Origin of the sequence: Klebsiella sp. TF21-TM (genome assembly GCF_019753495.1) — a bacterium.
Taxonomy (GTDB): Bacteria; Pseudomonadota; Gammaproteobacteria; order Enterobacterales; family Enterobacteriaceae; genus Klebsiella; species Klebsiella quasipneumoniae.
Window position 1 is genome coordinate 1 of record NZ_JAIJYL010000030.1, and the last position, 23,636, is coordinate 23,636.

Genomic DNA, 23,636 nt, shown 5'->3' on the forward strand with positions numbered 1-23,636 from the left:
AGCCCGGGGGTACAGGGGGCGGCGGCGACTGGCCGCCCCCTGTGCGCTCCCTGCGCCATGCCAGGCATAACGCAGAAAATTAACCGGGAGCGCAAATTTCACTGAAGTTACACGTGATAAACGCGTTGCCTGGCCGGGAAAGTTGCAAACCGAAAACAGTGTCTACGGCGACCCGCAGGCGCATATACCCCAGGCCCGACAAGCGCAGCGTCGCCGGGCAGGACACCTCTGGCGCCATACCCGTCTTGTGCCGGATGGCGCCACGCTTATCCGGCCTACGGGGGCCTCTCACAGGCTCATACCTCCCAGGCCCGGTAAGCACAGCGCCACCGGGCGATGACAGCGGGTACGGAGCCGCTTTTATGCCGGGTGGCGGCTGCGCCTGACCCGGCCTGGAGGGGTCGTGCGACCTGTCCTTGATTTACCCACTTGCGCGACTGAAACTGCCGGTGCTGACGGCCTCAAAATCGCTGAGACGTTCCCGGAAGGCCGGGGCAGCCCGCATGGATGCGGGCTGAGGGCCGTGTTTTGCACGGACGCTGCCTCGGCCCGACCCGAAGCCTGCAGGGATAAGTCGAAGGTACCGCGCAGCGGCGATTTTGCTGGCCGGAGCCCGGGGGTACAGGGGGCGGCGGCGACTGGCCGCCCCTTGTGCGCTCCCTGCGCCATGCCAGGCATAACGCAGACGATTAACCGGGAGCGCAAATTTCACTGAAGTTACACGTGATAAACGCTTTGTCTGGCCGGGAAAGTTGCAAACCGAAAACAGTGTCTACGGCGACCTGCAGGCGCATATACCCCAGGCCCGGCAAGCGCAGCGCCGCCGGGCAGGACACCTCTGGCGCCATACCCGTCTTGTGCCGGATGGCGCTACGCTTATCCGGCCTACGGGGTCCCCCCGCAGGCTTATCCCGCGCCGCCGCGCAACCGACGCCAGGCGGCCTATCTCACGCCTTCTGCTTGGCCTCGGACTCCTGACTGCTGTTCAGCGCCAGCGAAACCGCCAGCGTCTGGGCCAGGCACAGGGAAGCAACCTGCGAGCGGAAGCCATCCACCTGCGCTTCCCGCACCACAAAGCAGACATCGCTGAAGGCCGCCAGCGGGCTGACCTGGCTGTCGGTAATGGCGATCTGCCGCGCTTTGCGCTGCGCGCCCAACTCCACCAGCTCGACCACTTCCCGGGCGTACGGCGAGAAGCTCACCGCCACCACCACGTCTTTCGGGCCGACCAGACTCAGCTGTTCGGTGAACATGCCGCCGAGGCCGTCGATCAGAAAGGCTTTGCGATCGAGGTGGCGCAGCGCATAGGTCAGATAGGAGGCGACGCTGAACGACCGGCGCAGGCCAATGACGTAGATATTTTCCGCCTCGCCCAACAGGGCCACCGCGCGCTCCAGCTCATCGCTGGAGGTCTGCATCGCCAGCTGCTGCAACGCCTGGTTGTTCACCATCGTGAACATATTGAGGATCTCCGTCGGCGTTTCCGGCGGGCTGGACTCATCGCTGGTGGTCTGGCGGAACAGACGGGCGCGCTCGGTATAGTTGGCGGTCTCTTCCATCAAATGCTGCTTGAACATCTGTTTCATTTCGTTAAAGCCGCTGAAGCCGAAGGCGTTGGCAAAACGAATCAACGTGGAAGGGGGAACATCCGCCTGTTGCGCAATGGAGGCCACGGTATCGAAAGCCACGCTATTGCTGTTATCAAGGATATAGCGGGCGACCTGTTTCAGACGTTTGCTTAACGTATCGTAGCGACGCCTGATTTCATCCTGCAGGATGGTCAGCTGTGTTGGGTTATTGGCCATAGAGTGCGCTCTGAGAAAATGGAAGGAATATGGCTTCCAGTGTACCAAATGAAGCGAATTTTTCATTTATTGCGACGAAATACGCGATTCATTTCACGAAGAAACAGAAAAACGCCCGCTCCGCAAGGTGACGGAGACGGGCGTTGGGGGATCAGCGGCGGGCTTCGCGCCAGTAGCCAATAAGCGTCAGGTAGTTGCGTTTTACTTCCTCTATCAGCGCCTCATCGCTGAGCTCGCCCTGCATCCAGCGCCGCGACGGCTGGCCAAAGATGGTGCGCCCGACGGCGAAACCTTTGATCATCGGGTGTGCGGCCGCTTCGGCGAAACCGGCGCGCAGTTTGTCGGAAGGCGCATCGAGACCGAGGATCAGGATCCCGCGGCTCCACGGATCTTCGCGTTCGATAAGCGCGGTGATCTGCTGCCAGCTGGCGCTGGAGAGCGGCGGCAGCTTCCACCAGTCCGGCTTGATCCCCAGCTGATAGAAGTGCTCCAGCATGGTGTGGTAATGGCGCTCGTCTTTGTCCGGGCCATTTTCCGGGAGGATCACCTCCAGCAGCAGCTCGTGGCCTGATTTGTTACAGGCCTGCCACACCTCGAGCAGCAGAGCGTCCTGCTCTTCACGCAGCGCCGCCGGGTCGTCTGGGTGATAGAAGACCAGACATTTGACGACATGCTCCAGCGGCCAGTCGATCAGCTGCGAGCCGATGTTGCCATGCTCCAGACGCAGCGGGCGCGAGCTGGGCAGTTCGATAGGGCGCCCGATCCACCAGCCCTTGCCGGTAATGGCGTTCAGCGCACGCTGGCCGTAGGTGCCGTCGGCCAGAATACCGCTGCGCTGGTCAAGACCCGCCTCCTGCGCCGCCGCTTCGGCCGCGGCCAACAACAGCAGCTTGAGCTGCGGAATGCAGGCTTCATCGCGCCCGGTCTCCCGCGCCAGGTCGGCTAGCTGTTTGCGATGGTCGAAGGCGAAAATGCACAGCTCCGGCCACTGCTGGCGGCGGCTGGTCACCCGGTGCAGATGGTTGAGGCGCTCGTCGACGTCCGGGCGCGGCACCGATTCGGCGCGCTGCAGGTAGTCATCGAGTTCGACTTTGGTCGGCATCGCCGGCGCGCAGCCGTGGCGGGAGACCACCAGCGCCCCGCAGGCGTTGGCGTAACGGCAAGCCTGCTCCCAGCCCTCGTCGTTAAGCCAGCCGCGCAGCAGGCCCGACATAAAGGCATCCCCGGCGCCCAGCACGTTGAGCACTTCCACGCGCACGCCCTGCTGCAGCGGCACCTGGTCCCAGCTGTCCGGGATGTCGCCTTCCAGCACCACGCAGCCCATCGGTCCGCGCTTGCAGACGAGGGTGGCTTTGGTGGCATGGCGCACATTTTTCAACGCGGTCAGGGTATCGGTGCTGCCCCCGGCAATATGAAACTCTTCTTCGGTTCCCACCACCAAATCGAACAGATGCAGCACTTCCTGCAGCTGGCTGGTGACCGGCCCGGACTCAATGAAACGGGTTTCGCCATCGCCGAGCGAGGTGAGCCCCCACAGCACCGGACGGTAATCGATATCCAGCGCGGTACGCAGGCCGTGACGGCGAGCGTACTCCAGCGCCTTCAGCACCGCGGCGCGGGTGTTGGCGTGCGACAGGTGGGTGCCGGTCACCGCCAGCGCCCGGGAGGAGGCAATATACTCCTCGCTGATGTCGTCAGGCGTTAAGGCCATATCGGCGCAGTTATCGCGGTAGAAAATCAGAGGGAAGGTCTCCTGATCCTTGATCCCCAGCATCACCAGCGCGGTCAGGCGGGATTTGTCGGTAATCAGATACTCGGTATCCACCCCGGCGCGGTTGAGCGTTTCACGCAGGAAACGGCCGTTGTGTTCATCGCCAACGCGCGCCAGCATGGCCGATTTCAGCCCCTGAATCGCGGTGCCAAAGGCCACGTTGCCGGAGGAGCCGCCCAGATATTTCGAGAAACTGGCAACGTCTTCTAGCCGCGAACCGATCTGCTGGGCATAGAGGTCGACGGCCACCCGACCTATACAGATGACGTCGAGCCGCTTTACTGCTGCATTCATAGCTAGGATTTCCTTTTTGGTGTCTGCTGCCTGGAAGGGTCGGGATCCCGACGTCGACTCCGTGAACAGCCTGAGGGTTATTGGTTACCCTTAGTTTGAGAAATAAATATTTCATTTGCAAACTCGTTCGAAATTAAAAAACCAAAAGTGTGAGGGATCTACCACTCTGCCGCACTGAGCCTCGCGTTAGCGCGGATCGCCCCCTCTGTCGAACCGGAGAAAAATGAAACGCCAAACGATAGCCATTTACCTATGATTTTTAAGGGGATATTGCCGTCTGGCGCCGCCAAAAAGGGCCCGAAAACGTGTCAGGAATGTAAGTGAAACGTATGAAATGGGTAGAGAGTTTGATCCTTCTCGCAAAATGAAATATTTCTTCTGTATTTGTATTTAATGAAAAAAATGTTTGCTTATAATCCACAGGTATTCCAGTGACGTGAACGACGGCCCCGGCGGCATCGGCGCGACGCCACACACAAATACTGAACAATAAGGATTGTGCAACATGGGCAAACTGAGACTGACAACGGCGCAGGCGCTGGTGAAGTTCCTCGATAACCAGTACCTGGAAGTGGATGGCGAAGAGCTGAAGTTCGTGAAAGGCATTTTTGCGATTTTCGGCCATGGCAACGTCCTGGGGCTGGGGCAGGCGCTGGAGCAGGATAGCGGCGACATGCGCGTCTATCAGGGGCGCAACGAGCAGGGGATGGCCCACGCGGCCACCGGTTTTGCCCGCCAGGCCCTGCGCCGGCAGATTATCGCCTGCACCTCCTCCATCGGCCCGGGGGCGGCCAACATGATCACCGCCGCCGGCACCGCCAGCGCCAACCGCATTCCGCTGCTGCTGCTGCCGGGCGATGTCTTCGCCACCCGCCAGCCGGACCCGGTGCTCCAGCAAATTGAACAGAGCTACGATCTCAGCATCAGCACCAATGATGCCTTCCGCGCGGTCAGCAAATACTGGGACCGCATTACCCGCCCGGAACAGCTGATGAGCGCCTGCATCAACGCCATGCGCGTCCTGACCGACCCGGCGGAAACCGGCGCAGTGACGCTGTGCCTGCCGCAGGATGTGCAGGGCGAAGCCTGGGACTACCCGGAATCCTTCTTTGCGCGTCGCGTACACCGTCTCGATCGCCGTCCGGCCAGCGCCGCGCAGCTGGCGGACGCCGTGGCGGCCATCAAAGCCAGCCGTAAACCGCTGATCGTCTGCGGCGGCGGGGTGAAATACTCCGGCGCGGGCGAAGCGCTGTCCCGTTTCGCCGAGCGCTACGGAGTGCCTTTTGCCGAAACCCAGGCCGGGAAGGGGACGGTGGTCTCTTCTCACCCCCTGAACGTCGGCGGCGTCGGCGAGACGGGCTGTCTGGCGGCGAACCTGCTGGCGAAAGAGGCCGACCTGGTGATCGGCGTCGGCACCCGTTTCAGCGATTTTACCACCGCCTCGAAATGGATTTTCCAGCACCCGGAGGTGCGTTTCCTGAATATTAACGTCAGCAACTTCGACGCCTGGAAGCTGGACGGCATTGCCATGCTGGCGGACGCCCGGGAGGCGATGACCGCCCTCGACGCGGCGCTGGCGGACAGCGGCTGGCAGGCCGGCTGGGGCGCGCAGATCGAGAGCGTGCAGAGCCGTCAGTTAAAAGAGACCCAGCGCGTGTACCAGGCGGTGTGGCAGGAGAAATCCTTTGTGCCGGAGATCGACGATCATCTCGATCGCGAATCGGTATATCGCGAGTTCCGCCAGATCACCGACTCCACCCTGACCCAGAGCAGCGTCCTCGGGGTACTGAATGAAACGCTGCCGGCCGAGGCGGTGATCGTCGCGGCGGCGGGCAGCCTGCCCGGCGATCTGCAGCGCGTCTGGCGCAACCGCGCGGAAAACACCTACCACGTGGAGTACGGCTACTCCTGCATGGGATATGAGGTCAACGCCGCGCTGGGCGTGAAGCTGGCGCAGCCGCAGAGCGAAGTCTACTCCCTGGTCGGCGATGGCTCGTTCATGATGCTCCACTCTGAACTGGTCACCTCCCTGCAGGAGCGGGCGAAGATCAACGTCGTGCTGTTCGACAACATGGCCAACGGCTGCATCAACAACCTGCAGATGGAGCACGGGATGGACAGCTTCGGTACCGAGTTCCGCTACCGCCAGCCGGAAACCGGCCAGCTGCAGGGCGGTCTGGTGCCGGTGGACTTCGCCACCATCGCCGCCGGCTACGGCTGCAAAACCTGGCGCGTCACCACCCTGGACGAACTGCGCCACGCGCTGGACGCCGCCCGTCGCGAAACGGTCAGCACCCTGATTGATATTAAAGTGCTGCCGAAGACCATGGTGCACAAATACGGCAGCTGGTGGAACGTCGGGGTCGCCCAGACGGCGCTCTCAGAGCGGATCCGCAAAGTTGCGCAAATGATTAATGAAAAGCGCGCCCAGGCGCGTGATTACTAAAACGAACATCCACCCTGAATCCTACAGACTTACGGAGAAAACCATTATGTCGCTCAAATTAGGTGTCATCGGCGCTGGCGCTATCGGTAAAGAACACATCCGTCGCTGCACCCAGGTTCTGCAGGGCGCAACCGTTGTGGCGGTGTCTGATATCAATGCCGACAACGCCCGTGCGGCGGTCGCGCTGCCGGGCGTGCAGGCGGAAGTCTACGCCGACGGCCACGACGTGATTAACGCCAGCGATGTCGATGCCATCCTGGTCACCTCCTGGGACCCGACCCACGAAGAGTACACCCTGGCCGCCATCGCCGCCGGTAAGCCGGTGTTCTGCGAAAAACCGCTGGCGATGTCTGCGGAAGGCTGCCGCCGTATCGTCGATGCTGAAATGAAGGCCGGCCGTCGCCTGGTGCAGGTTGGCTTTATGCGCCCATACGACGAAGGCTATCTGGCGCTGAAAAAAGTGATTGACGATGGCGATATCGGCGCGCCGCTGATGCTGCGCTGCGCCCACCGCAACCAGTCGGTTGGCGAGAACTACACCACCGATATGGCGATCACCAACACCCTGATCCACGAGCTGGACGTGCTGCGCTGGCTGCTGAACGATGACTACCGTTCCGTGCAGGTGCGCTTCCCGCGCTCCACCTCGCACACCCATGCGCGCCTGAAAGATCCGCAGATCGTCTCCTTTGAAACCAAAAAAGGCACCCTGATCGACGTCGAGGTGTTCGTGAACTGCCAGTACGGGTATGACATCCAGTGCGAAGTGGTCGGCGAGACCGGGATTGCCCGTCTGCCGGAGCCGTCTGCCGTCCAGATGCGCAAGTCCGCCAGCCTGTCGACCGCTATTCTGACCGACTGGAAAGACCGCTTTATCAAAGCCTACGACGTCGAGCTGCAGGCCTTTATCAACGACGTCAAAGCCGGTCAGCTGCACGGCCCGTCGGCCTGGGACGGCTATGCGGCGTCGGTAGCGGCGGACGCCTGCATTAAAGCGCAGGGAACCAGCGAGCCGGTTGAGGTGACGCTGCCTGAGTGCCCGGCATTCTACAAACGTTAAGCACGCTTTGCCGACGGAACTTCTTTGCACAGGTAACGACGATGAAAATTGCCTTTGATGTGGATGTGATTAAGGACCTCGGGATCACCCGCATGGTCCATCAGGTAGCGGAGTGGGGCTACAAGTACATTGAACAGTCGCCGCACCCGCAGATAAACCCGTTCTACAAGCACCCGCGCGCCAGCCGGGAGATCATGGCCGAGTACAAGCAGGCGCTGCGCGATACCGGTCTTGAGCTGTCGTCGTTTATCTGCGTCTACCGCTGGTCCGGCCCGGACGAACTGCGCCGCCAGGCGGCGGTGAAAAACTGGAAACGGCTGGTGGAAATTGCGGTGGAGATGGGCGTTCAGGTGATCAACACCGAGTTCTCCGGCGATCCGAATCAGCCTGAGATCTGCGATGAAATGTTCTATCGCTCGATGGAAGAGCTGCTGCCGATTTTTGAGCGGGAAGGCATCCGCGTGGAGATCCAGGCGCATCCCTGGGATTTCTGCGAAGAGAACAATGAAACCGTCGATATCGTGAAGTCGTTCCGCAGCGATAACGTGAAGTACGTCTACAGCGTGCCGCACACCTTTTTCTACGACAAAGGCGTCGGCGACGTGGCGAGCATGCTGCGCTATGCCGGGAGCGATCTCTCCCATGTCCTGATTGCCGATACCCGCAATCATACGAAACATTGCCGCTATATCGTTAACCCGCCGGGCGTGGATGCCGTGGTGCACCAGCACGTAGGCGTCGGGGAAGGGGATGTGGATTTCGACGCGCTGTTCCGCACCCTGCGCGAAATGAAATTCGCCGAGCAGACCTTCAAGGTCGGCGGGGAGCCGATTGTCGCCACCTCGCTGTTTGGCTACCCGGAAAAAATGAAATACCAGGCAGTGGAAACCCGTGAACTCATTGAACGTGAATTGCTGCGCCGCTAAGGCGCAGCGGCAGGAGCCCTACTATGAACAAAGATAACGTCAAACTGGCTATCGCCCCGATCGGCTGGACTAACGATGATATGCCGGAGCTCGGCAGCGAAAACACTTTCCAGCAGATCGTCAGCGAAATGGCGCTGGCCGGCTTTACCGGCAGCGAAGTCGGCAGCAAATATCCGCGCGATCCGGCGGTTCTCAAGCCGATGCTGGACATCCGCGGCATTCAGATCTGCAACGCCTGGTTCAGCACCTTTTTCGCTAACGGCCAGCGGGAAAAAACCATTGATGAATTCGTCAATCACATGAACTTCCTCCATGCGATGGGCGCGAAGGTCATCGGCTGCTCCGAGCAGAGCGGCAGCATCCAGGGGCTTGATAAACCGATCCTCGGCGATGCGAAGCCGTGCTTCAGCGAAGAAGAGTGGCAGCGGGTGGCGGAAGGCTACAACACCCTTGGTCGCCTGGCGGCGGAGAAGGGGATGCAGGTCTGTCTGCACCACCACATGGGCACCGGCATCCAGACCACTGCGGAAATCGACAAGTTTATGTCGCTGGTGGACGAGCGCGTCTTCCTGCTGTTCGACACCGGCCACGCCTGGTACTCCGAAGGCGGCGAAGCGCCGATGCTGGCGATCCTCAAAAAGTATCTGCCGCGCATCAACCACGTTCACCTGAAGGACGTCCGTCCGCCGGTGATCGACCAGGTGCGCCGCGATGGCCTGTCGTTCCTCGACGGCGTGAAAAAAGGCACCTTCACCGTCCCGGGAGACGGGGTGATCGATTTCCGTCCGGTGTTCAAGCTGCTGGACGACTTTGGCTATAAAGGCTGGATGGTGGTGGAAGCCGAGCAGGATCCTGCTCTGGCCAATCCTTTCGAATACGCCGTAAAAGCGCGCAAATATATCCGCGAAACGGCAGGGATCTAATCGTTGTGACATTTTCAGGCCATACCGGGTATGGCCTGCTTTTTTCCTTTCTCAATCCCTGTTCCCGCTTGCAAACCGCCTGACTGGATCTTAACCCCGGCGCCGGACTGTCCCCTTTCCCTCAGGGAGAGGGCCAGGGTGAGGGTGGCGATGACGGGTAACGCGTCACTTCACTTCCGCCAGCGCGGTTTTATCCACATAAGGTTTCATCAGCGCGTCGGCTTCCTTCTGCGCCGCCTGAACCGCCGCTTCCGGCGTCACTTTGGCATCGTTAACCACCGCCGCCAGCTGGTTCTCCATCGCCTTACGCACCGCCACGGTCTCCCAGGTGGAGTACCACGGATGGGCGTACTTCAGCTGCTCAAGCGCGATCGCCGCCCGCGGATCCTGCTGCAGATAGGCCTTCATCTCCGGCGTATCGTATGACGCCTTGCGCGGCGAGAAGTAGCCGGTAAAGCGGCTCCACGCGCCGTTCACGTCGGGGCTCACCAGATAGGTCAGGAACTGATACGCCGCTTTCTTCTGCGCCTCGTTGATGCCTTTAAAGCTCACCAGGCTGGCGCCGCCGATCGGCACCGCGCGCTGCTCTTTGGCCGGCAGCATCGCCACCCCAAGCTCAAAATCTTTGCTGTTCTCGCGCATAAAGCCCAGCGCGCCAGTGCTGAGCATCGCCATCCCGAGCTTGCCGGAGAAGAACGCGGCGCTGATCTGCTTCGAGTTCAAGACCCCGGACGGCATCACCTTGTCCTTGTAGATCAGATCCTGCCAGAAGCGCAGAGCGCCGATGGCGGTCGGCGAGTTGTAATAGACCTCGCCCGGATAGTCTTCGTTAAAGTATTTTCCGCCGTTGGCGCGCACCAGCGCCGAGAAGATCCAGCCGCCGTAGTCGTCGTTAGTCGACGGCAGCATGATCCCCCACTGGCCTTTGCTCTCGTCGGTCAGCTTTTTGGCATCGGCCAGCAGCTCGGCCCAGGTCTGCGGCGGCTGTTTGATCCCGGCCCGATCGAACATCGTCTTGTTGTAGTAGAGGATCGGCGTCGAGTTATGGAACGGGATCGCATAGGTGGTGCCCATCACCTGGGCATTCTTATGCATCGCGGGCCAGAATTCTTTTTGCAGAAAATCGCCGGCCTTTTGATCGCCATATTTAAACAACTCATCCATCGGCAGGATCTCATCCTTCAGCGCCAGATCGGTGGTGAAGTTAGCGGACATGATCACCAGCGCCGGCGGCTGGCCGGCCTTCTGCGCCGATTCGGCTTTGATCTTGGTGGTGTCGTAGTTGCCGGTGAAGATGCCGCGCACTTCCACATCCTGCTGGGAGTCGTTGAATTGCTTAATGACGCGGGTCATCTCCATGGTCAGCTTGCCGTCCACCGGCGCCGGGAACATGAAGTCTATTTTCTCTTTCGCCAGCGCCGCGCCGCTCAGGGCGAGGCTGAGGCCCACCGCGACTAGCGTGAGGGGTTTAAACATGATTACACTCCATCAGTAAATTTTGCTGGGTCTCAGCATGAAAAAGATGCACATCGGCAGGCGAAAAGCCGATCGGTAGCGACTCGCCTTTCTCCGGCACCGTGCCGCGGTGGCGGCGGCTAAAGCGCAGGGTGCCGATCGGGGTGCTGACGTGGAGCAGGTAGTCGGCCCCCATCAGTTCTCGTTGCAGAACGGTGGCCGGCAGGCGCAGATGGCCCTCCTCCACGCGGTCGGTAATATGTTCCGGGCGAATGCCCAGCCAGACGCGGGTCTGATCCCGGTGGCGCGGCGGCAGCGGATGGCGCTGTTCTCCCAACAGTACTTCACCGTTGGCGCAGGGCAGCGGCAGCAGGTTCATCGCCGGCGAACCGATAAATCCGGCGACGAACAGGTTGGCCGGGTTGGCGTAGAGATACTCCGGGCGCCCGACCTGCTGCACGTGGCCGCCGTTCATCACCACGATGCGGTCGGCCATCGACATCGCCTCGGTCTGGTCGTGGGTCACATAGATGGTGCTGGTTTTCAGCTGCTGATGGAGCGCCATAATGCTGTCGCGCACTTCGCTGCGCAGACGGGCGTCGAGGTTGGAGAGCGGCTCGTCCATCAGGAACAGCCGCGGATTACGCACGATCGCCCGGGCCATCGCCACCCGCTGGCGCTGGCCGCCGGAGAGCTTCGCCGGTTTGCGGTCGAGCAGCGCCTCCAGCTGCAGCATCTGCGCCACGTTGTCCACCCGCGGCTGCCAGCTGTTTTTCTCTTCCTTGCGCACCTTCATGCCGAAGGTGATGTTGTCGCGCACCGACAGATGCGGAAACAGGGCATAGTTCTGGAAGATCATCGCGAAGTTGCGCTCGCGCGGCGTGGTGGCGGTGATGTTCTCATCATGCAGCCAGATTTGGCCTTCGCTGACCGGCTCCAGGCCGGCGAGCAGGCGCAGCAGGGTGCTTTTCCCGCAGCCCGACGGGCCGACCAGCACCACGAATTCGCCTTCGTGAATATCCAGCGACAGGGCGCTGAGCGCCGGCTTACCGTCGAAACGTTTACTGATGTTTTGCAGACTGAGCATGGCGGTTAGCGCTCTTCCGTTGGGCAACTGATGTTTTCGTCGTACAGCCACGGCCCGGCGTAGTGGGCCAGAGAGTGCTGGTAGCTCACCCACTGCTCGCCGACCTGGCGGTGCATCAGACACGAGGCCGGAGAAAGGTCGTAATAGGGCCGGGTGTCTTCGTGGCAGTACGGCACCTGATGGACGGTGCCGGGGATAGTGGAGATCAGCGCCTGGCGATACTGGGTCATGGTCAGGCTGTGGTTGTGGCCGCAGAAGATGCGCGTCAGCGATGGGAAACGCTCCACCAGCGCCAGCAGACGGTGGCCGTTTTCGCAGGCGATCGGGTCCATCTGCGCATTGCCCAGCGGCAGCGGCGGGTGGTGCATAAACACCGTTGCCGGTTTGTCGCCGCCCTCGAACAGCTGGGCTTCCAGCCAGCCGATGGTCTCGTCGGTCAGCCAGCCTTTTGACGTGCCAGCGCGACTGGAGTCGATAAACAGCAGGCGGGTGGCGAAGTCATCCACCGCATAGCGCATATTTTGCGCATCGTTGCCCAGCTGCGGGCACAGCGGGTGAAGATGCTCCAGAAAATGGGCTTTGTCGTCGTGGTTGCCGGGGATCAGATACAGCGGATAGTTCAGGCTGCCGAGGATCTGGCGGGCCACCTGATACTCCGCCGGGCGGCCGCAGTTGACGATATCCCCGCTCACCACCACCGCGTCCGGACGCTCGCGCAGCGCGTTAAGCTGGGAGACTACGTCGGCGTTGGCGGCATTGACGTCGATAAAGCCGTACAGCTTTTCGCCGCGGCTGCGGAAATGGGTATCGGAAATGTGCGCTAACAGCATGAATGACTCCTTATTTGATCCCGGAGAAGCCGAAGCTCCGCAGGAACTGTTTCTGAAAAAGGATGAACGCCAGCATCAGCGGCAGGCAGACCATCAGCGTGCCGGCGCCGATGGTGCCCCACTGGCCGCCGGATTCGGCGCCCATGGCGAAGGAGACCAGCCCGACGGTCAGCACCTGCTTATCGGGATCGTTGAGCATCATCAGCGGCCACAGGTACTCGTTCCAGTGGTAGGTAATGCTGACGGTGGCGAAGGCCAGCACCGACGGCCAGGACATCGGCAGCAGCACGCGGAACAGCACCTGCCACCAGCGGCAGCCCTCCATCAGCGCCGCCTCCTCCAGCTCTTTCGGAATGGCGAGGAACGCCTGACGCATCAGGAACACGCCGAACGCCGAGGTGAAGTAGGGCATCATCACCCCGGTGAGGGTGTTGAGCAGGCCGAAGGTTTTCAGGGTCAGCATGTTCGGCACCATCATCACTACCGGCATGATCATCAGCTGCACCAGGAACAGAAGAAACAGCGTCTGCTTGCCGCGAAACTCGTGGCAGGCGAAGACGTACCCGGCGGTGGTGATGGTCAACAGCTGCACGAAGAAGGTGCCGAAGGTGAAGATAAGGGTGTTGGCGTACAGGCTCAGCCAGTCGGCGCTGTTCCAGGCGTCGCGGAAGTTATCGAGGGTCAGCGGCAGGCGCGGCAGCAACGAGGCCATATCTTCCCCGAAGGTGGTGGCGCTGAACGAGGTGGCCAGCATCCAGATAAACGGGCTGATCCACAGCAGCGCCAGGCAGCACATTAATACTGTGAGCGTAAAGGGCGACGAGCGGCGCAGGCGCAGCCACAGCGGACGGGCGTCGGCGGGCGTGCGGACCAGCAGCGGCGAGATTTCAGCGCTCATAGTGGGCTCCTTTCTCCAGCAGTTTCAGGTTAATCAGCGAGAAGGCGAACAGCCCGGCCAGGGTCAGGAAGGTGGCGGCGGAGGCTTTGCCGAGGTCGTGGGTATCCCAGGCGAGATTCTGGATGTAATAGAGCAGCACGGTGGTGGCGTTGTCCGGCCCGCCGCGGGTCATCACCGCCACGTGGTCGATCTGGGTGATGGAGTAGATCAGCGCGGTGGTGATCACAAAGCTCAGGGTCGGGCGCAGCAGCGGTAGCGTGACTTTAAAAAAGACCTGCGTGCGGGTAGCCCCCTCCATCAGCGCCGCTTCCCGCGTCGAGGCCGGAATGCTCTGCAGCCCGGCGAGGAAAAACAGCATGTAGTAGCCGGCGAACTTCCACACGCCGATTAGCGCCAGGGCCAGCAGCGCGCTGTTGCTGCGCCCCAGCCAGTTGTTGTTCATCGGCCCGAACAGTTTCGCCAGATAGTGGTCGAGCAGGCCGAGGCCGGGCATAAAGATAAACAGCCACAGCGCGGCGGCGCTGACCATCGGGATGATCATCGGGAAGAAGAAGGCGGTGCGCAGCCAGCGGTTGACGCGATGGTTCTCGCTCAGGGCGACTGCCAGCAGCAGGGCGAGGGTCACCCCGGGCACCACCGTCAGCAGGATATAGAGCAGGTTATTGCCCAGCGACTGCCAGAAGACGTTATCGGCAAACAGGCGGGCGAAATTATCCAGCCCGACGTACTGCGCGCCGTCGCTGGCCATGCGGGTATCAAACAGGCTGTCATACACCGAACGCCCCAGTGGGAACCAGGTAAACAGCAGTAAAAACAGCAAGGAAGGCGACAGGATCAGCCAGGGAAGCCAGGTCTTTCTCATGGTGACGCGCATCTCGTTCAGCCATTTATCGAAGCCCGGATTGTGGTAAGCAATGACTACAGAGGCATGGCGGGGAGATGACGGTTTGATGAAGCGACGGGAAAAACGCCGGGCGAGCGGGCCGCCCGGCGGGAGAGAACCATCAGAAGTCGGCTTTCAGCACCGCGCGGTAGCGGGCTTTGCCTTCGCGAACGTGCTTCAGCGCTTCGTTAATCTGCGACATCGGGAACAGCTCGGTGGTTGGGGCCACTTTGCTGCGGCCGGCAAACTTCATCAGCGTGCGCAGTTCGGACGGGTTACCGGTCGCCGAGCCGGAGATGCTGCGGTCGCCGCCGATAAGGGTAAAGGCCGGCACCGGGAACGGCTTCATTACCGCGCCGACGGTGTGGAAGTTGCCGCCGTACGCCAGCGCTTCAAAGTACGGCTGCCAGTCGAGGTCGACGGCGACGGTGTTGATAATCAGGTCGAACTGGCCGGCCAGCGCTTTTAAGGCTTCAGGGTCGCGGCTGTTGACCACGCGATCGGCGCCCATCGCCAGCACTTCCTGCTCTTTGGCCGGGTTGGAGCTGAAGGCGGTCACTTCCGCGCCCATCGCCCGCAGCAGCTTAATGGCGATATGGCCGAGGCCGCCGATGCCGATCACCCCGACGCGGCTGGTGGCGGTGACGTGGTGGGTCAGCAGCGGTTTAAAGACGGTGATGCCGCCGCACAGCATCGGGCCAGCGGACGCCAGATCGATGCTCTCCGGCAGGGGGATCACCCACTGCCAGTCGGCGCGCAGCTTATTGGCGAAGCCGCCGCGGTTGAGAATGGTCGGCACCGAGCCTTCCAGGCAGTTGATCTGGTTGCCGCTGATGCAGGCGTCGCAATGGCCGCAGCTGCGCGCCGTCCAGCCGATGCCGACCTTCTGGCCAATCTTCAGCCCTTTATCCTGCGCCGCGCTGCCCAGCGCCGCCACCCGGCCAATCACCTCGTGACCGGCCACCAGCGGGTAGCTCGACATCCCCCATTCGTTGTCAATCATCGACAGATCCGAATGGCAGATCCCGCAGTATTCCACCTCAACTTCGACATCTTCCGGCTGCAGCTCGCCGGCATCGTATTCCCACAGCGACAGATCGGCGCCCGCTTCTTTGGCGGCGTAGCTTTTAATGATGCTCATGTTTATTTCCTTGGGGTTGGCGTGATAACCCAGAAAGTGTAGAGCATGGTATTCCCCGGCGCTTGGCAATCGGAGGGGTAGCGAAGCGGGCGGACCAGCCGCCCGTTAAGGTCAGCGGCTGGCCAGCGGCCACTGATTAAGGCGGATGCCGCGCTGCGGGGCGTTCTCGGCAAAATCATCCAGCACCGCCTGCACGTCCGGGTCGAGATAGCCGACGCTGTCGTGCTCGACGATCACCACGCTCTTTTCCGGGATTTTCGCCAGCAGGGCCAGCAGATGCGGATTGTGCATAAAGGTCAGATTCTGCTGGATGCGCAGCACGTAGTGGTCATCGTAGCGCGCCAGCTGCAGCGAGTGGCGATGGCTGCGCCAGAGGCTGAACGCCATCTGGGTGGCAAGACCAATCCCGATCCCCGCCAGCATGCCGAAGGCGATAATCCCGCCGATGGTGGCGAGGAACGGGACGTACTGCGCCGCCCCCTGGCGGAACTGCTCGATGAACAGCCGCGGCGTCGCCAGCTTATAGCCGGTATAGAGCAGCACGGCGGCGAGGCTGGCGAGCGGGATCAGGGTCAGCATGCCGCTGAACCACAGGCCGCAGATCAACAGCAGCACGCCGTGGATAAAGATCGACAGTTTGCTCTGCGCGCCGTTGCTGACGTTCACCGAGCTGCGGACGATCACCGCGGTGATCGGCATCGCCCCCAGCACGCCGGAGAGCAGGTTGCCGACGCCCTGGGCGACCATTTCGCGGTTCGGCGAAGGGGGCGGATTTTGCGGGCGCAGCTTTTTCAGCGCCTCCTGGCTGAGCAGGGTTTCGAGGCTGGCGACCAGCGCCAGGGTCACCGCCACCATCCACACCGACGGATTGCGCCACGCGCTCCACGCCGGAGATTCCAGCTCGCCCAGCAGGTCGCCGAGGCTGCCGAACGCCGGCAGGGTAATCCGCGGCAGGGCGGCCAGCTGTTGCGGCGCAAAATGGGTCAGCAGCAGGGTGGTCACGCAGCCGAGCAGGACGGCGATCAGCGGCCCGGGGATCCAGCGCAGGCTCTTCACCCGGCGGATAAGCGGCGAGCCCCAGAGCCAGAGCACCAGCAGGCCGCCCGCGGCGACGGCAATCGCAGTGACGGAGAAAGCGGCATTGCCCTGAACCACATCGGCAAGCCCGGTCTCTTCCGCCGTACCGAGCGCGACGGGGATCTGCTGCATAATCAGCAGGATGCCGATCGCTGCCAGCATGCCTTTGATGACGCTGGCGGGAACCAGCGAGATAAAACGCCCGGCCCGCAGAATGCCGAACAGCAGCTGCAGCACGCCGGCCAGCACCAGCGCCATCAGGAAGACGGAGAAGGAACCCAGGGATTCAATGGCGGCGACGACGATGGTGACCAGTCCGGCGGCGGGGCCGCTGACGGCGAAGCGGGAGGGGCTGAGGGCGGTGACGACCAGGCCGCCGATGATGCCGGTCAGCAGGCCAACGAAGGGCGGTAAGCCGCTGGCCTGGGCGATGCCAAGGCACAGCGGCAGGGCGACAAGGAAGACGACGATGCCGGCGAGAGAGTCCTGACGAAGTGTGTTCATGGGGCGTGCTCCTGCGGTGAGAGGTGTTCGACGAGGGTGGTTAAATGGCCGGAAGCCAGATCGTAGACGCAGCCGTGCAGGCTGAGCGGCCGCCCGCTGGCGAGCACCGTCTGCACCGGTTCACTCTCCAGCAGACGGGCGAACTGGGCGCGAACGTTGGCTTCCACCAGGGCGTCCAGCGCATGGCGAGAGCGCTCCGCATCGGTGCTGGCGCTGGCGCCAACACCGGGGGAGGCCGCAACACCACCTCCATCGGCGATCTGCGCAATTTCGTGATGCAGGGTGTGGCGCAGCTGGCCGATGCGGCGAGCCAGCGCCGAGGATTCCTGCGCCAGCGGCAGGGTGGGCAGAGAGAGCGCCGCCTGCACGCCGCCGCAGCCGTAGTGGCCGCAGAGCACCACCCGCTCCACCTCAAGGTAGTGGAGGGCATACTGCAGGACGCTCATGACGTTGTCGTCGGCGGGGTCGAGCATATTGGCGATATTGCGGTGGACAAAGAGCTCGCCGGGCTGGCTGCCGGTGAGCACCTCGGCGGGAACGCGGCTGTCTGAGCAGCCGATCCACAGCGAGTGGGGCCGCTGCCCGTCGACCCATTTTTCGAAATAGTCCGGGTCATGCTGACACTTCTGCAGCGCCCAGCTGCGGTTGCGGGCCAGCAAAGGTTTTAACGTCGTCACAAGTATTCTCCTGAGTTAATTCATCGAGTGAATATGTCCATCAAGACTCGTACAGCGACTAGTAAAAATAGTGTTTACCGGAACCCTTCACGCCTGAGGAAAATCCTGGAATAAACGGCAAAAAGAAAACTTTTCATTAATGTAAAGTTATAAAAATATTGATGAAATTAATATTTGGCTGCGGAACGGATGAATAACAAAAAGGCATTGGCTAAAACTTTCTGGAATATATGGGAATGATGGTGGGAGGGGTTGGGAGAATAGTTGGGGAGTGGATGTTGGGGATTTGTTTGGGGAGAGAGGGATTGTGATGGGGATGCGGGTGAGAGTGAGGTGAGAAAAATTTGAGATAAGTTTGAGTGGGGTTGGGGGGTTATTGAGCGGGAAGGGGGAACGGCTGGCTGGTGGGGTTGGGTTTGCGGGAGGGTGAGAGGAGGGTGGCTGGTGGCCGTCGCGCTATGGAACGGCGGCAAAAGGTGACGCCGCGCAGGATAGCGCTGTTTTTTTCAACACTTAGCGCAATGACGACACGCTGTCGCTTGCATGGCCGCCGCCGACAGGTATAATCCAGAACGTTTCCGCATCCCCTTCAGTGCCGAAGTGGCGAAATCGGTAGACGCAGTTGATTCAAAATCAACCGTAGAAATACGTGCCGGTTCGAGTCCGGCCTTCGGCACCATCGGAACATCAATAGACGTCAACGGACGTCTTTTTTGTGCCTGAAATCCAGTATCCGCAAGGCTATCCTCGCTTTTTCACTCAACCTAAGTCAACCTGATTCAATCTACATCAACTTACTGATGCGGATACAACTGCGGGTATATCCCGGTTCGATAATGTTTGTACCCACACAGAACCCTTGAAAGGATACTCATCATGGCTCTGAGTGATGTGAAGGTTCGTTCGGCTAAGCATGAAGCAAAAGCCTATAAACTGACTGACGGTGAAGGCATGGTTTTGCTGGTTCACCCTAACGGCTCCAAATACTGGCGGCTACGTTATCGCTTTGGCGGTAAAGAGAAGATGCTGGCGTTGGGGAAATATCCTGAAGTGTCATTGGCGGATGCCCGGGCACGCCGGGATGAAGCCCGTAGGCTGTTAGCTAATGGCGTCGATCCCAGTGAGAACAAGAAAGCCGTTAAGGTAGAGCAGGAGCAAGAGGCGATAACGTTTGAAGTGGTCGCCAGAGACTGGCATGCCAGCAATCAAAAATGGTCTGAGTCTCATAGTGCTCGTGTATTGAAAAGCCTGAAAGATAACCTCTTTGCTGCTATCGGCAAGCGGAACATTGCTGACCTGAAGACACGTGATCTGCTTATACCCATCAAAGCAGTCGAGTCATCCGGGCGTCTTGAAGTCGCCGCCCGTTTACAGCAGCGAACTACCGCGATTATGCGCTTTGCCGTTCAGAGCGGCTTAATCGACTACAACCCCGCGCAAGAGATTGCCGGTGCGGTTGCTACGGCAAAAAGACAGCACCGTGCTGCTCTGGAACTTAACCGTATTCCGGAATTACTTCATCGCATTGATCACTATTCTGGTAGACCGTTAACCCGACTGGCGGTTGAACTCACTTTGTTGGTTTTCATCCGTTCAAGCGAGCTGCGTTTTGCCCGCTGGTCAGAAGTCGATTTTGAAACGGCCATGTGGACGATTCCAGGTGAGCGCGAACTGCTGGAAGGAGTTAAACATTCTCAGCGTGGTTCAAAGATGCGGACTCCTCATCTTGTTCCTTTGTCGCGGCAGGCTCTGGCTATTTTGGAAAAGATCAAAAGCATGAGTGGACACCGTGAGCTGATCTTCGTTGGCGATCACGATCCGCGTAAGCCGATGAGTGAAAACACGGTGAATAAGGCGCTGAGAGTGATGGGTTATGACACGAAAACGGAAGTATGCGGACATGGTTTCAGGACGATGGCGTGTAGTTCACTTATTGAATCAGGATTGTGGTCGAGGGATGCTGTGGAGCGGCAGATGAGCCATCAGGAACGCAACTCTGTTCGGGCGGCTTATATACATAAGGCGGAGCATCTGGGGGAGAGGAGGCTAATGTTGCAGTGGTGGGCTGATTTTCTGGATGCGAATCGGGAGAAGCAGACTTCACCATTTGATTATTCTAAGATTTACAAACAGTCTTTTGACGATAGATAAATATGAATTATTAAGAGAACCCAAGTCAAAATTTACAGAGATTAGTATTAATAATCAACTGCTGTTTGTTCAGACTTGGGTTGTATAATTAGAAAATAACCCCAGATTGTATTTCTTTAACGAGTTCTCCCACGGAGAATACTTTCCAACCATCGACTTTTACCGGTGTTAAATTTACTGCAATTTTTGAAACCGGCCAGGCAGCTTCTACGGTAGCAATAATTTCATGCTCCGCGTTTTGTAAGTCTAATCCCGGAACTGGTGGCGGGTATCCTTTGTGTTGCATAATGTTTATATCACCATGAATCGATGGATCTGTCAGATCGTAAATATCCTTCCAGGATTCAGCCTTCAAAAGCCCTTGTTGGGAACGTAAGCGTTGAATGATTGCCATGTCAGCCTGAGTGACAAATATTCCTTCGTGCAAAGGTTGCTTTCGATGGCAATCTTTACACAAGACGAGTAGATTTTCAGCTGAGTTATCATATTTAATACCATTTTTGTGGTGAACATCGCATAGACTTTTCATGGACATTAAATTCACACCACAATCACTACATTTGTAGTTAGCTTGTTCTCGAGTAGTTCTGGATATATCCTTCCAATTTTCTACATAGCCGCTATTTGATTTATCATAGATTCCTTTAGGCATATGGCGAAAGCAGGTACTATAATCTGAAAAAAATTCATTCAAAGAAAATGATTTAAATATTACTCTTTTCTGTTGTTTATCTATACTTCCTTTGTAATTAAGGCGTTCTAGGCAGTTCATACAAACTTTAAGAGCGACATCTTGGCTCCGACCGAGCCCATCATCAATTTCAAATAAGCCATCAACACGATTTGTTGCATGATACCGTTCAAATCGATTTTTTTGGCGCATGTCATCTAATGTTCTACACCAGGCAATATGAAATCGCTTCCCTTTCTCTCCATCTTCAATAGCCGCATCATAACGTCCGGTATGGTCTCTAATATACAAAAGAACCTGTCTCCCTTGGTAGGAAATAAGACCACTGCCGGGATCAAGATCTTCAATTCTAACTTCTTTACCTGCAGAAAGTTCGATATCAATTGGATCAAAAACTACAGGCGTTTCGTCAAGGAAAAAATCAACGCCTTCCGGCAACATTTTTCTTCCTAACTGAATAAGTTCAGAAATGTCGATAGATAATTTCATCTCTTACTCCTGAATTATTTTTCTAATCTGCAACTCGGCATTTGTTACAACTTTAAATGTTACTCGGCGAGAGCGATTGGGATCTTCTTTACCAGATTTATCAAGAATAGGGTGTGCGGAAGAATATCCAACGGCAGCAAATTTACTTTTTACCCACTTCTGATGTGCTGCGCTTTCTTTTAAACCATAGACATACTGCAGTACTGCTCGTGTTCGCCCTTGCGAGAGCTCCATGTTATTAAAATAGGCCATGTCAGAATTGGATGCTCCAGTCCAGTCAGTACTTGTATGTCCCTCAATACGTACTTCAGTAATATGTTCCTGGTAGTTATCAAGAACTTTAAGGTAGCGAGGGAAGAAATTATCAAGGATCTGTTTAAATTTTGGCTTAAGCTCTGTGCTACCTAAACCAAATAAGACATCGGGTGATTTAAAACGGACCTCAAGAGTTTGTTTGTCAATTTCAGCATCCCAAGCTGGCAAATCCTTTGTAAACTCAGTTTCTAGTGCATTATAGAGTTGAAGTTGAGCATTTTCATAGGCGACAGCCACTTCTTTAATTTTTTCTTTTTCAATACGCACATAGTGCATGTAGGCGATAGAAATAAACATAAATACCATCATCAGACCTGCCATTAAATCTGACATTGAAACCCAATGTTCATTATCTTGATCTTTTTTAGGGGCCTGCTTGCCAAGGATTTTATCCATTAGCAATTATCCTCGTTTTTGATTAGCAGAAATTAATGTTTGCAGTTGTCCCATGACAGCTTGATACTCTTTGAGTAGTCGCTCGTAGTTACCGACAAAACCTTTGCTGATTGAGAGCAGAGCATTCCCTAGTGATTGCATCTCACGATTCATTTCGCGCTCTGTTGCTTGCTCAAAAGCATGTAACTGCTCGTTAATTGAACTACCAAATTTCTCAATTGACTCTTTCACCTGAGATGTCAGTCCCGCGCTTGCTTTATCAAACGAAGATTGCATTGAACCAAACATGTTATCGGCATTGCTGGATAATTGTTGATTAAATTTCTCACCTGTCTTACTGAACATATCAATAACATTAGTAGTGTTTTGTTCCATATTTCGATGCAATTCTCTTGAGTGTGTTTCCAGAGATTTCAGGAACTCATCACCACTTTGTTTCATCTCCGTAATAGTGTCTCCTAGCGTGCTGGTAAGAGTTTCAGAGGAATTGCTGACATCATGCGCCATTGATGCAAAAGCTTGCTGTGTCTGAGTCACTGACTGTCTGAAACCTTCAGTGCCTTCATCAAGGGCAACTCGCATCGAATCAGCATTGATAAGTATCTGCTGACTGGTTTGTTCAAGAGACGCGCTGACATTCGCGGCACCTAATTTTAAGAGTTCACCCACTTCAGACATTTTTGTTTGAATTTCAGGTAAAACATCAGTTGCCTTATCGCGTATGGCGACAAAGGTTTCCAGATGACGGGAGAGTTCACCAATTTGGTGCTGATTCACTTGCAGCACGTCACGAAGCTCAGCCATCGCAAGAGGAATCTCTTTGCATTCTTCCCAGATCCCTGCGACAGCTTTTCTGGTTTCGACTAAAGATTCAACACTTTGTTGGTATTGCTCACCCATCTGCTCAACTTGGTTTTTATAGTTTTCCTGCCAGTCGACAAGTTTTTTTACAGAAGTATCAAGTGCTTTGAAATTCTCACCGAATTGTTCAGTTAAATTATTGTTGAAATCAATAATAACTTGCCTAAGGGCATCGATAATTTGTTCGGTTGCTCCTTTTGCCATCAGGTCTGCAAATTGCTGTAATTGTTCCCAGAGCTTATTACTGAAATTAGAATGGTTAGATATTTGTGCCCGGGAGGCATCACTGATTTCATTACGCAGTAGTTTTATTTGGGCAACAATGGAACCCTCTTCGCTACCACTCATGCCAGAGATTAACTTCACTAAATGTTTATTTTGTTCTTTTAATTCTTGATGGATATGCTCAGGAGTAACCGACGCTGGAGTATTCGCCTCCAATAGGCGACGTTTATTGGCAAAAAAGAAAGCATCTAATCCATTAAACAAAATTGCGAAAAACATTCCAACAATACTGGTAATGAATGCTGTCTTAAGACCTCCTAATAATACTGGGATGCTGGTATCAATGCTTTCAGTATTAAAATTAAGCAATCCAATAATGATACCGATAAAAGTACCCAGTATGCCTAATGCTCCCATTAATGTTGGAGCATACTCTCGGAATTTGTTATGAATATTTTTATGATCACACCACCAAGCAGCACAAAATACAAAGATAACAGCCCAAATAAAAATGTTTGTGACGAGTGTGGAATCAATTGATTGAAACAAATGTTCAAAAAGCTGAGCTAACATTGTTATTCCTGTAATAATCACAGTTAGTAATGCTGGTGTAAAAATTGTATGTACACCTTGTAAAATATGTGGCCTTTAAACCAGTGAATCTTCGTTGATTGTATCAACTTTCGCCAAAATATACATGATTTCTATCATATTTTGTTGGTCTCAGGCGT

18 protein-coding genes and 1 tRNA gene are annotated in these 23,636 nt (G+C 57.2%); 6 read left to right on the plus strand and 13 right to left on the minus strand.

What is annotated here, in order from left to right; genetic code table 11:
- Positions 1 to 947: 947 nt before the first annotated feature.
- Entirely contained in the window at positions 948 to 1,805 is an 858-nt protein-coding gene (locus tag K5R89_RS22340) for a MurR/RpiR family transcriptional regulator (RefSeq protein WP_004206536.1), read from the minus strand.
- Positions 1,806 to 1,956: 151 nt separating this feature from the next.
- Complete coding sequence (gene iolC / locus K5R89_RS22345) at positions 1,957 to 3,870, minus strand: 5-dehydro-2-deoxygluconokinase (protein ID WP_023291778.1); 1,914 nt, start codon at positions 3,868 to 3,870, stop codon at positions 1,957 to 1,959.
- Between the two features lie 505 nt (positions 3,871 to 4,375).
- Between iolC and iolD the strand changes: the two genes are divergently transcribed.
- Genes iolD through iolE form a run of 4 tightly spaced genes read left to right on the plus strand, consistent with a single transcriptional unit; the run spans position 4,376 to position 9,225 of the window.
- Complete coding sequence (iolD, locus tag K5R89_RS22350; protein ID WP_023291779.1) at positions 4,376 to 6,316, plus strand: 3D-(3,5/4)-trihydroxycyclohexane-1,2-dione acylhydrolase (decyclizing); 1,941 nt, start codon at positions 4,376 to 4,378, stop codon at positions 6,314 to 6,316.
- A gap of 46 nt (positions 6,317 to 6,362) precedes the next feature.
- On the plus strand, positions 6,363 to 7,376 hold the full coding sequence (locus K5R89_RS22355) for a Gfo/Idh/MocA family protein (protein ID WP_004152192.1): 1,014 nt from the start codon (positions 6,363 to 6,365) through the stop codon (positions 7,374 to 7,376).
- Positions 7,377 to 7,417: 41 nt separating this feature from the next.
- The gene (locus tag K5R89_RS22360; protein ID WP_004152193.1) at positions 7,418 to 8,302 is read left to right on the plus strand and encodes a sugar phosphate isomerase/epimerase family protein; all 885 of its coding nucleotides are present in this window, start codon (positions 7,418 to 7,420) and stop codon (positions 8,300 to 8,302) included.
- 23 nt (positions 8,303 to 8,325) lie between these two features.
- Positions 8,326 to 9,225 (plus strand): myo-inosose-2 dehydratase, encoded by a 900-nt coding sequence (gene iolE / locus K5R89_RS22365; RefSeq protein WP_004192343.1) that lies wholly within the window; start codon positions 8,326 to 8,328, stop codon positions 9,223 to 9,225.
- Between the two features lie 165 nt (positions 9,226 to 9,390).
- Here iolE and K5R89_RS22370 read toward each other — a convergent pair whose 3' ends face one another.
- The 8 genes from K5R89_RS22370 to K5R89_RS22405 form a co-directional block, all read right to left on the minus strand.
- On the minus strand, positions 9,391 to 10,701 hold the full coding sequence (locus K5R89_RS22370) for an ABC transporter substrate-binding protein (protein WP_080820645.1): 1,311 nt from the start codon (positions 10,699 to 10,701) through the stop codon (positions 9,391 to 9,393).
- Positions 10,694 to 11,767 (minus strand): ABC transporter ATP-binding protein, encoded by a 1,074-nt coding sequence (locus K5R89_RS22375; RefSeq protein WP_217259433.1) that lies wholly within the window; start codon positions 11,765 to 11,767, stop codon positions 10,694 to 10,696. The genes K5R89_RS22370 and K5R89_RS22375 overlap by 8 nt, the downstream gene beginning before the upstream one ends.
- 5 nt (positions 11,768 to 11,772) lie before the next feature.
- Positions 11,773 to 12,597 (minus strand): phosphodiesterase, encoded by an 825-nt coding sequence (locus tag K5R89_RS22380; protein ID WP_023291782.1) that lies wholly within the window; start codon positions 12,595 to 12,597, stop codon positions 11,773 to 11,775.
- Between the two features lie 10 nt (positions 12,598 to 12,607).
- Positions 12,608 to 13,495, minus strand: a complete 888-nt coding sequence (locus tag K5R89_RS22385) for a carbohydrate ABC transporter permease (RefSeq protein ID WP_217220401.1) — start codon at positions 13,493 to 13,495, stop codon at positions 12,608 to 12,610.
- A complete protein-coding gene (locus K5R89_RS22390; protein WP_004146807.1) occupies positions 13,485 to 14,369 on the minus strand; it encodes a carbohydrate ABC transporter permease in 885 nt (294 codons plus the stop codon). Before K5R89_RS22390 ends, K5R89_RS22385 begins: the two co-directional genes overlap by 11 nt.
- Before the next feature lie 130 nt (positions 14,370 to 14,499).
- On the minus strand, positions 14,500 to 15,519 hold the full coding sequence (locus K5R89_RS22395) for an NAD(P)-dependent alcohol dehydrogenase (RefSeq protein WP_004178400.1): 1,020 nt from the start codon (positions 15,517 to 15,519) through the stop codon (positions 14,500 to 14,502).
- Positions 15,520 to 15,630: 111 nt separating this feature from the next.
- Complete coding sequence (locus K5R89_RS22400; protein ID WP_171878917.1) at positions 15,631 to 17,100, minus strand: SulP family inorganic anion transporter; 1,470 nt, start codon at positions 17,098 to 17,100, stop codon at positions 15,631 to 15,633.
- Positions 17,097 to 17,777, minus strand: a complete 681-nt coding sequence (locus K5R89_RS22405; RefSeq protein WP_182962301.1) for a carbonic anhydrase — start codon at positions 17,775 to 17,777, stop codon at positions 17,097 to 17,099. The genes K5R89_RS22400 and K5R89_RS22405 overlap by 4 nt, the downstream gene beginning before the upstream one ends.
- Positions 17,778 to 18,371: 594 nt before the next feature.
- Here K5R89_RS22405 and K5R89_RS22410 point away from each other — a divergent pair.
- Positions 18,372 to 18,456, plus strand: a tRNA-Leu gene (locus tag K5R89_RS22410).
- A gap of 197 nt (positions 18,457 to 18,653) precedes the next feature.
- Complete coding sequence (locus K5R89_RS22415; protein ID WP_087827322.1) at positions 18,654 to 19,928, plus strand: integrase arm-type DNA-binding domain-containing protein; 1,275 nt, start codon at positions 18,654 to 18,656, stop codon at positions 19,926 to 19,928.
- An 88-nt stretch (positions 19,929 to 20,016) separates the two neighbouring features.
- On the opposite strand, the gene zorE is transcribed toward K5R89_RS22415, so the two are convergent.
- From zorE to zorA2, 3 genes are read right to left on the minus strand one after another with little or no spacing between them, the layout of a single operon-like run.
- The gene (gene zorE / locus K5R89_RS22420; RefSeq protein WP_017694611.1) at positions 20,017 to 21,108 is read right to left on the minus strand and encodes a type II Zorya anti-phage system protein ZorE; all 1,092 of its coding nucleotides are present in this window, start codon (positions 21,106 to 21,108) and stop codon (positions 20,017 to 20,019) included.
- Between the two features lie 3 nt (positions 21,109 to 21,111).
- The gene (gene zorB2, locus K5R89_RS22425; RefSeq protein WP_023343022.1) at positions 21,112 to 21,819 is read right to left on the minus strand and encodes a type II Zorya anti-phage system protein ZorB2; all 708 of its coding nucleotides are present in this window, start codon (positions 21,817 to 21,819) and stop codon (positions 21,112 to 21,114) included.
- Between the two features lie 6 nt (positions 21,820 to 21,825).
- A complete protein-coding gene (zorA2, locus tag K5R89_RS22430; RefSeq protein ID WP_017694609.1) occupies positions 21,826 to 23,478 on the minus strand; it encodes a type II Zorya anti-phage system protein ZorA2 in 1,653 nt (550 codons plus the stop codon).
- Positions 23,479 to 23,636 lie beyond the last annotated feature (158 nt).